This is a genomic window from Synechococcus sp. H55.9 (assembly GCF_047462355.1).
Taxonomy (GTDB): domain Bacteria; phylum Cyanobacteriota; class Cyanobacteriia; order Thermostichales; family Thermostichaceae; genus Thermostichus.
In genome coordinates, this window is record NZ_JANSJB010000006.1 from 1 (window position 1) to 8564 (window position 8564).

An 8564-nucleotide genomic window follows, 5' to 3' on the forward strand; every position below is an offset into this window, starting at 1 on the left:
TCGTCGCCCTCTTATTTGTTTTAAACCACCCCCCCCACCCGAGGTGGTGGGGGGGGGGGGGTGGGCGTCTGGTGGGGGGGGGGGGGGGGAGGTAAGGGAGAGGGGCCGGGGGTGGTCGCGTGAGCGGCGCGGAGCGCTTGGGCTCAGAGCCGTCCGCGATCCAGGCTGCGATACTGAATCGCCTCGGCAAGGTGGGTGGGGGCAATGGCCTCGGCGCCCTCCAGGTCGGCGATGGTGCGGGCCACCTTGAGAATGCGGTCGCTCCCCCGCGCAGAGAGGCCCAACTTTTGGATGGCGCTCTCCAAGAGTTTGCGACAGGGATCCGAGAGGGTACACCACTGCCGCAGATGGCGAGATTGCATCTGGGCGTTGCAGTGGATCCCGGGTTCGTCCTGGAAGCGCTGCCGTTGGCGTTGCCGCGCCCGTTCCACCCGCTGCCGCACCGCTTGGGAGGATTCGCCCCCCTGGAGGCGGACAATTTCTTCCGGCTTGAGGCGGTTGACCCGCACCTGCAAGTCGATGCGATCCAACAGCGGCCCGGAGAGCTTGGACCAGTAGCGCTCCCGCTGCTGCGGCGTACAGGTGCAGGGCTGGACGGGATCCCCGTAGAAGCCGCAGGGGCAGGGGTTGGTGGAGGCCACCAGGGTGGTTTGGGCGGGAAACTCTAAAGAAACGCGGGCGCGGGAGATGGTGACTTTGCCATCTTCCAAAGGCTGGCGCAGCACCTCCAGCACCTCGCGGCGAAACTCGGTCAGCTCGTCCAAGTACAGAATGCCGCGGTGGGCCAGCGAGATCTCACCGGGTTTGGGGTAGGGGCCACCACCCACCAGCGCCACGGAAGAAGCCGAATGGTGGGGAGCCCGAAAGGGCCGCTGGGCGATCAGGGCGGTCTGTCCGCCCAGGTGGAGATTTTGCCGCAACAGGCCGGCTGCCGAGTAGATGCGGGTAATTTCTAACATTTCTTCCCACTGCAGCCGGGGCAGGATGCCGGGCAGACGCCGCGCCAGCATGGTTTTGCCCGCTCCCGGACTGCCCACCAGCAACAGGTTGTGCCCGCCGGCCGCCGCGATCTCCAAGGCCCGTCGGGCGTGTTCTTGTCCCTTCACGTCGGCCAAATCCAGCAGGGGTTCCGTTTCGGTTGGCAGCATCTGCTCCGGCTGGATCCGCACCGGCTCGACCCCTTCCGGGTTTTGCAGCCAGCTCACCACCGCCGCCAAAGAGGGCAGCCCATACACCTGGATCCCTTGCACCAACGCTCCTTCCGGGCCGTTTTCCCGGGGCACCACCAGGCGGCGGATCCCCATCTCGGCGGCGCTGGCGGCGATGGGCAAAACTCCTGCCACGGGACGCAGGGTGCCATCCAGGGCCAATTCCCCCAGCATCAGGGTGTTGGCCAGCGCTTCTCCCTCAACCACTCCTGCGGCTGCCAGAATGCCGATGGCGATGGGCAGATCGAAGCTGGGGCCTTCTTTGCGCAGATCGGCGGGGGCCAAGTTAACAATGATCCGCCGCTGCGGCAGGGCAAAGCCGGAGTTCTTGATGGCCGCCCGCACCCGCTCTTTGGCCTCTTGAACGGCCGTGTCGGGCAGCCCCACCAGGGTGATCTGGGGCAGCCCACCGCCAACGTCCACCTCCACCGTAACCCGCACGGCCTTGAGTCCCAGCAGAGCAGCGGAGGTCACTTGGGCAAACAAGAAGATCGCCTCCACGAGCATCTCAACTCATCCTGGCAGAAGTTTTGGCGGCACGCCCCCCGCCCGCCCAATCCAGCGCTTTCCCCCAGCTGCATTCCCGAAAGGAGAACGTCACAATCAACGTTGAGAACGCCCATCGAGCCGCTCCCCCATCTCGTCCTCGTCATCGGGCTGCGTGAGATTGCGTGTGGATTCCTCTCCTGCAATGGGATCCCTTCCTGATCCAGAACTGTTTTATATGCTGAGCTCCGATGGGCGATTGGGGGCGTTGGGGGGTGACTGGGAAGCCTGCCTGGGCTACACGCCTGCCGAGTTAGGGAAGCTACCGACCCCTCTGGTGGAAAGGCGCTTGGGCTGGTCAAGCAGTTCGCGTCAGCGGGACGGAGTCCTCTCTGTTGATCGGAAGCGCCCGCCCTGTGCTCCACAGCCCCCCTCGCCGAACAGCGACGGCGATAAGGTTGGATCCTCAACTCTCCTCTCTGCCCAGCAGCGCTATTTGGTCACCCCAGTTGAGAACCAACAGCGCCTTCTCTGGAAACCCCCAGCCGCCAGCAGATCTATTACCAGCAGATCTATTGGTAGAGCTATACAGCCTGTGGAGCCAGCCGCGTTTACGTGTTTGAGTCGGGTAAGCTGATGCAGGTGATGAACAATTTGCTCTCCAATGCCGCTAAATTTTCCCTGTTGGGAGAAACCGTCCGCATCTGGGCCGAGCTGGTTCCAGAAGGAATCCGGGCCTGTGTGCAGGATCGCGGGCCGGGGATCCCGGAGGCGTTTCGGACCTGCATTTTCCAAAAGTTCGCCCAAGCTGATGCTTCCGATACGCGGCAGAAGGGGGAGACGGGCTTGGGTCTGGGCATCAGCAAAGCGATTGTGGAGCGATCTGGCGGCAGCATGGACTTTGTGTCTACACCGGATCAGCCGGGTACTACCTTACCATTCGCGCCTTGGTGGGAGCAAAAAGCAGGCGCGCCCTTCTGGGCCAACTGAGGGAGAACCCTTATCTCTAGGAGGCTGATCCCGGTGGTCTTTCCTGCTTCTGAACCTTCCTTGGGTCTTTCTTCGGGCTCCCCTGAGTTCGACAATCTTGACGATCTTGGGGAACAGGTGCAGCGGTTTGCCCGGCGCTACCGGGGGCAGGTGGCGCAACTCAGCCCGCCAGAGCTGGCGGCGGCACTTCAGGAGTTGGCCAAGCTGACGCAAAGGATGCAAGGGATCCTGTCTGAGGCCAAAACCACGGCTGGCGCGGCAGAGGCAGCTTGGCAGAGGCTGGAGCAGGTCATCTTTTTCCAAAACCAGCTGTTGTTTTTCCCTCTGGAGCTGCAATCTCTACCTGCCGTTCCTGCCACTGGCCCGGCGGAAGGTGCTCCCCACAACCCAGAGGGTCAACGCCCAGGCGAGCCCGAGCTGCAGCCCTTTCGCCAATTCTTGTGTCGCCTCCGCCATCAGCAGGGCCACCAACAGCCCGAGCCTCTGGAGCGCCTGCTCCACCAACAGTACCTGACAGGACGGTTGGCTTGGCGGCAGTTGTGGCAGGTGACCCTGAACCCGCCTACGGCGCTCCCAGATCACACCCTCGTTCGGCTCCAGAGCTTAGAGACCCACAGCAGCGCCGAAATCCGTTGGGATGCCTATCAGCGACTGGGTCAGTACCTAGAGGCCCATGCGGAGCTGGGGGGATTTATCCTCAGCACCCTGATCCGCGACCACCTGTGGGAGGCCCAATGGCGGGGCTATGACTGTGTTGCCGAGCTGTACCTGGCTCGCCACGGCCTGACTCAAGCCTTTTTGGAGAACCTACTGGAAGGGATCCGCGATCGGTTTGACCTGTTCCAGCGCTACTACCGGCTCAAAAGCCGAACAATGGGGCGTTCCATCCGCATCTGCGATTTGCATGCCCCCTGGGAGGATCCCGTCCCCCTCTTGACTGCTGCCGAGGCCACCTCTCTGGTCTGGGCTGCTTTGCAGGACTTTTGCCCCGAGTGTGCGGCCCAGGCCAAACCCTGGCTACTCGAAGTCGGCTCTGAAGCAGACCAGCCCGAGTCCTCGCCCAGACCGGGAGAAACGGGATTCCTGTTGCAGACCCTTGCGGCCATCAGCCGGCGGCTCCGGCCTGAGGATCCCCAAGTTTGGCTGGATCTGGAGGAGATGCAGGGGAGGGGCTACGCACCGTCGGCGCAAATGTGGGGCGTGCAGGTTCACACCGCCCTTTTGCAGCAGATATTCCTGGATCACCTGGTCGCCTCGGCAATGGGATCCCCTCGCTCTGCTCCTTACGATCCAGAGGGGCAGCGTGCCGGCAGCCTGAAGTTGGCCCAGGCCGTGTTGATAGGCCATCTGGAGGCGCAGTTGCAGGCGGTGTTTTACCAGAGCTTGATCGGTCGGCTGGAGCTGCTCCTGTATCGGTCGGGGATCCCGGAAAACGGTGCAACCTTTCCCCTCTGGGTGAGCGAGGAGTGGCTGAAACTGTGTCAAGAGCTGTGCGGAGATGCGGTGGAATTGTTGCCAGAACACCAGTTCCGCTGGGTGGGGATGCCGGAGCTGTTTCTCCGCCCCTTCAGCGCCTATCAAGCCAGCCTTGCCAGCTTGGTGGCCATGGCCTGCCACCGTCGCTATCGTAGTTCTCCGCGCAACTTTCTGCCCCACTACCTCCACTGGCTGGCCAGCCCGCCCGGATCCCTGACTCTGGAAGAGACCACCCAAAGGCTACAGGCGGATCTGAGCGATCCGGAGGGGGTGTTACAGGCGCTGGAGGAACTGGAGCATTGGATCGAAACGCTCGAAAAGCTGCTGGAAGAGGATCCAGATCACTAGGTTCTGAATAAACTACCCCACCGCGTAGGCGGATGGGGTTTAAGGACTCCGTCCCGCTGTCGCGGACAGAGAGCAAGCAAGCCCCGGCCCCCCCGTATACAGGGGGAAAGAGGGGGTACAGTGCGGGGCTCCTGCGGCTTCTAGCTGACAGATTCTCCAAGCCATCCACGCTCACCGCTTGCCCAAGCCCAGCGCCTTTTCCACCTGTTTGGCCGCGTAGGCCATGGCAAAGCAGCAGATGAAGTAGATCACGCCGATCACAAACAGCACCTCCCGCTGAGTGCCCAGCCAATTGGGGTTGGTGAACACGACCCGACCTGCCTGCAGCAGGTCGATCAGGCCGATGATGAACACCAGGGAAGTGTCTTTAAAAAGGGTGAGGAACTCGTTCACCAGAGCTGGAACGGCTGCCCGCAACGCCTGGGGCAAAATCACCAAAGCCGTCACTTGAAACGGGTTCAAGCCCAGCGCCCGTGCTGCTTCTAGCTGTCCCAGGGGGATCGACTGCAGGCCGCCCCGCACATCCTCGGCCACATACACGGCTGTGAACAAGATAAAGGCCACCTCCGCCCGGATGATCAAGTTGACGCTGATGCCCCCCAAAAAGAAGGGCACCAACAGCCAGGCGGCAAACAGAATGGTGGTCAGAGGTAACCCCCGCACCAGCTCGATCACCAGTGTGCAGAAGATTCGGATTACCGGCAGCGCCCGATTGGCCCGACCCAGCGCCAGCAGCACTCCAATGGGGAAACCAATGATCATGGCGGCTGCTGCCAAGATCAGGGTCAGCAGCAGTCCCGACAGTTGCTCAGAGCGCACCGCCGGCCAGTTGGGGCCCAGCTCGCCCAGCAGCAGCTCCAGGCAGAGGGGCAAGATCAAGGCCCAAACCCAGATGGAGGGCAGCCGCCAGGCTTCTCGACCGCGGCTGAGGGCAACAGCGGCAAAGGTCACTCCAGAGCAAGCGGCCAGCCACCCCTGCGATTGGGTTCCCAAAGGCAGGAAAGCAGCCAAGCCCATGGCGGCTCCCAAGAGGATGAGGTAGTGCAGCAGCACACCGCCCCAAGCTCCTCCGGCTACCCCTAAGGTGGCCAGCACAACCCCCAACACAGCCCACACCCGCCACAGTTGGTCGCTGGGGTAGGTGCCGGTGGTCAAGATCTTGAGGTTGGCCGGGATCACCTCCCAGCGGGCTTGGGTAAAAGCCCAGTTCCAGAACAGGGAAAGGGCCCAAGCCAACACCCAGGCGGAGGCCAAGGTGAGCAGGGTGCTTAGCCAGGAGTCGAACAGGTTGCGGCGTATCCACCCCAGAGGACTGGGTTTGTCCGCGGGGGGTTCGCCAGGCGAGAGAGTGCTGGACATGGGCTAGCGCTCCACCAACTTGACGCGGGCATTGAGCCAGTTCATGCCGTAGGAAACCAGCAGATTGATTCCCAAATAGGCAGCCATGAGGATGGCGAACATCTCCACCGAGCGTCCCGACTGGTTGATGATGGTGCTGCTGATGTTGAACAGGTCGGAAAAGCCGACGGCAATGGCCAAGCTGGAGTTCTTGATCAGGGTGAGATACTGAGTGTTCAAAGAGGGGATCATGATCCGCAGCGCCTGCGGCACGATCACCAGGCGAAAGGTTTCCAGCTCTGACAGGCCGATGGCTCGGGCCGCCTCCCACTGCCCCCGCGGCACCGCCAAAAAGGATCCCCGCACCACTTCGGCGATGTAGCAGCCGGTGTAGGTGACCAGGCCCAGCATCATGGCGGTAAACTCTGCCGAAAGCTGGATCCCACCCCGGAAGTTAAAGCGCTCCAGCACCGGCACATCCAGCCGCAGCGGTGGTTCGGGGAAGAGCACCCAGCAGGCCACCGCCAGCAGCGCCACCCCCCCGGCCACCCACAGGTTTCGCTGCCGGGATCCCAGCTCGGGCCGGCGAGCCAGCAGCAACCTGTGGATCCCCCACCCGGCCCCGATCAAGATGGCCAGCGTGGGAACCAGCCAGCCACTGGGATCCAAGCCGGGCAGCTTGACTCCCCGTTGGTTGATGAACACCAGCCCGCCGAGAGAGAGGCTGTTGCGCACCCCTGGCAGGGTGAGGATCACCCCCTGGTACCAGAAGATCACGATCAACAGCACCGGCACGTTGCGAAAGATCTCGGTGACCACTGCGGCCAACTGGCGGGCCAGCCAGTTGCTGGAGAGGCGGGCCATCCCCAAAACAAAGCCCATCGCCGTCGCCAAGACAATGCTGACAGCGGACAGCCAGAGGGTGTTCAGGGCTCCCACCAGCAGGGCCTTCAGGTAGCTCTCGGAAGGGTCGTAGGGGATCAGCCCCTCGGTGATGCCGAAGTTGGCGGAGTTGCCCAAAAAGCGAAACCCCAAGCTGATGCCCAGGCGGCGCAAGCTGGCGAGGAGATTCTGGGTGAGGATCCCAAACACCAGCAACACAGCCACGACAAAGGCCGCCTGCAGCAGGATCTTCAGGATGCGCTCATCCCGCCACCAAGGGGGGCGCAGGTGGGGCTGGTCAGATAGAGCGGTCATGAGGCGCGAGCGAAAGTCCAAGATAGAGGGCCAGGGATCCCTGACCAAGTGGGATCCCTGGGGCGACGGCTCCCGGATTTCCGATTAGCGGAAAGGCGGCGCGTACTGGATCCCACCCTGAGTGTAGGGCCGGTTCAAGCCCCGAGCCACCCCCAAGGGCGTCAAGTGCCGGTCAAAGATCTCGCCGTAGTTGCCCACCGCCTTGATGACCTTGACCACCCAATCCGGCTGCAGGCCCAGCAGCTCTCCCAGGTTGCCCTCCTGGCCCAAGAAGCGGCGAATGTCGGGATCCTCCGATTTGAGGAACTCTTCCACATTGGCGCTGGTGATCCCTTTTTCTTCCGCGTAGAAGAGGGCGTAGACCGTCCAGTTCACAATATCAGAGAAGCTCTCGTCGCCGTGAGGAACCAGAGGCCCCAACGGCTCTTTGGAGATCACCTCCGGCAAGATCACATGGTCGTCGGGAGCAGCCAAACTGGCGCGGCGGGAGATCAGAGCGCTTTGGTCGCTGGTGATGGCGTCGCAGCGGCCTTCTTCGTAAGCGTTAAAAGAGGAATCATCGCCGTCGAAGGTCACCGGTGTGAAGGCGATGCCGCGGGCCCGGAACGTATCCGCCAGGTTCAGCTCGGTGGTGGTGCCGGCAATCACACAGATGGTGGCCCCGTTCAGATCCTCCAGCTTCTGTACACCCAGACTTTTCCGCACCAAAAACCCTTGGCCGTCGTAGTAGGTGGTGGGGCCAAAAGTTACCGCCCACTCCCGATCCCGCGTCAGCGTCCAGGTGGTGTTGCGGCTGATGATATCCACTTCTCCTGCCTGAATGGCCGATTGGCGATTGGCCGCCGTCAGGTAAACGAATTGGATCTTGTCGGGATCCCCGAACAGAGCAGCCGCTACGGCGCGGCAGATGTCGATGTCGAAGCCGACATACTTGCCTTGGTCATCCAGGTTGCCAAATCCGGGCAGTTGGTTGTTTACGCCACAGATTAGCTCGCCCCGCGCCTTGATGCGGTTGGTGAGCGGCCCCAGTTGTGCCCAAGCGGGGAGCGACTGCAGGCCCACCGACAGAACCAATGCCCCGGCCAAGGGGGCCAATCCGTTCAAATGCTTCATCCAGCTCATAGAATGACCTCAATGTCAATCCTTCGTAATCTTCAGTAGTCCGTATCCACGTGGATCTACCTGGTGGATCTACTTGTTCGCCAGGCCAATGGCGTCGCACTCCTGCCACACCCCATAGAATGGTTCGCCAGAGGCGTCAATGATTTTCTCAAAGCCTTACATGTCAGGGCGTAGAGAAATGTTATGTAGGCTACGGTTATAGCTCAGCCGGTTCTGCCATGGTACCCATGCTTGCTTTGATGAAATAAAAGGGATTTATCCGCCCATGAAAGGATCCCCGCGCATGATGTCTTCACCCTCCCTGCCAACCTCAGCCGGCACCGACATCATCCAATGTGAAGATGTTCACAAATGGTACGGCGAGTTCCACGTCCTCAAGGGCATTACCACCCGCATCCG

6 protein-coding genes are annotated in these 8564 nt (G+C 62.0%); 2 read left to right on the forward strand and 4 right to left on the reverse strand.

The window, feature by feature from the left end; genetic code table 11:
• Nucleotides 1-143: 143 nt before the first annotated feature.
• The gene (locus NW857_RS01565) at nt 144-1694 is read right to left on the reverse strand and encodes a YifB family Mg chelatase-like AAA ATPase (RefSeq protein ID WP_414367804.1); all 1551 of its coding nucleotides are present in this window, start codon (nt 1692-1694) and stop codon (nt 144-146) included.
• Nucleotides 1695-2309: 615 nt separating this feature from the next.
• Here NW857_RS01565 and NW857_RS01570 point away from each other — a divergent pair.
• On the forward strand, nt 2310-2684 hold the full coding sequence (locus NW857_RS01570; protein WP_414332362.1) for a sensor histidine kinase: 375 nt from the start codon (nt 2310-2312) through the stop codon (nt 2682-2684).
• Nucleotides 2685-2717: 33 nt separating this feature from the next.
• On the forward strand, nt 2718-4508 hold the full coding sequence (locus NW857_RS01575; protein ID WP_414337904.1) for a peptidase M3: 1791 nt from the start codon (nt 2718-2720) through the stop codon (nt 4506-4508).
• A 171-nt stretch (nt 4509-4679) separates the two neighbouring features.
• Here the strand turns inward: NW857_RS01575 and NW857_RS01580 are convergent, their stop codons facing one another.
• From NW857_RS01580 to NW857_RS01590, 3 genes are all read right to left on the reverse strand, one after another.
• A complete protein-coding gene (locus NW857_RS01580; protein ID WP_414332366.1) occupies nt 4680-5867 on the reverse strand; it encodes an amino acid ABC transporter permease in 1188 nt (395 codons plus the stop codon).
• 3 nt (nt 5868-5870) lie between these two features.
• Nucleotides 5871-7043 (reverse strand): amino acid ABC transporter permease, encoded by a 1173-nt coding sequence (locus NW857_RS01585; RefSeq protein ID WP_414367782.1) that lies wholly within the window; start codon nt 7041-7043, stop codon nt 5871-5873.
• Nucleotides 7044-7127: 84 nt separating this feature from the next.
• Nucleotides 7128-8156: an amino acid ABC transporter substrate-binding protein gene (locus NW857_RS01590; protein WP_414332370.1), complete on the reverse strand. Its 1029-nt coding sequence runs from the start codon at nt 8154-8156 to the stop codon at nt 7128-7130.
• Nucleotides 8157-8564 lie beyond the last annotated feature (408 nt).